The sequence below is a fragment of the Streptomyces sp. NRRL S-350 genome (assembly GCF_000719705.1).
Lineage (GTDB): Bacteria > Actinomycetota > Actinomycetes > Streptomycetales > Streptomycetaceae > Kitasatospora.
The window spans coordinates 1-1,039 of record NZ_JOHO01000169.1 but is presented as its reverse complement, the minus strand read 5'-3'; the positions used below and the strand labels follow the sequence as shown (position 1 = coordinate 1,039).

Genomic DNA, 1,039 nt, shown 5'->3' with positions numbered 1-1,039 from the left:
GCCTTCCTCGTCGTCCCGGTATCTGAGCGAGGCCGAGCGCATCCACCTGGCCGACCGGCTCCGCGATAAGGCGACGGTCCGGGCGATCGCCGCCGAGCTGGGCCGCAGCCCCTCCACGATCAGCCGGGAGATCCGCCGCAACCGTCACCCCGACAGCGGTCACTACCGCCCGTTCGCGGCCCAGGCGCGGGCCGACGCCCGTCGGCCCCGCCCCAAGCCCCGGAAGATCACCCACAACCCCGAACTGCGGGCCGAGGTGCAGGCGATGCTGGACGAGCGGTGGAGCCCGGAGCAGATCTGCCACGCTCTGCGGGCACAGTTCCCCGACCGACCGGAGATGCACGTGGTCCCCGAGACCGTCTACCAGGCGCTCTACGTCCAGGGACGAGGCCAGCTGCGGCGCGAGCTGGCCGGCGCCCTGCGGACCGGCCGCGCCCGCCGCAAGCCCCAGCGACAGGCCAACTGCCGCAAGCCCCGGTTCATCGAACCGATGATCATGATCAGCGAGCGCCCCGCCGAGGCCGAGGACCGGGCCGTCCCGGGCCACTGGGAAGGGGATCTGATTATCGGCAAGGACCAGAAGTCGGCGATCGGCACCTTGGTCGAACGCGCCACCCGCTACGTCATGCTGCTGCACCTGCCCGGCGACCACACAGCCGAGACCGTGCGGGACGCCCTGGTGGCCACCGCCCGCACGCTCCCGGTCCAGCTGAGGCGCTCGCTGACCTGGGACCAGGGCAGCGAGATGGCACGACACGGCGAGTTCTCGCTCGCCACCGACATCCCGGTCTACTTCTGCGACCCCGCTAGTCCCTGGCAACGCGGTTCGAACGAGAACACGAACGGCCTGCTGCGGCAGTACTTCCCCAAGGGCACCGACCTGTCCGTCCACACCCCGGAGCACCTGGCCTTCGTCGCCGACCAGCTCAACCGCCGCCCACGCAAGACGCTCGGCTGGGAAACCCCAGCCGAGCGTCTGGCTAAACTCCTCGCGGCCTAGACAACCGACCACGTGTTGCAACGACCACTAAAAACCGCC

The 1,039-nt window shown here is 70.3% G+C and carries 1 protein-coding gene; it reads left to right on the top strand.

Annotated elements, in window-relative coordinates:
- Positions 1-1,000, top strand: a 1,000-nt coding sequence (locus tag IF30_RS0140285) for an IS30 family transposase (RefSeq protein WP_030248110.1), incomplete at its 5' end; no start/stop codon positions are given.
- Between the last annotated feature and the right edge of the window lie 39 nt (positions 1,001-1,039).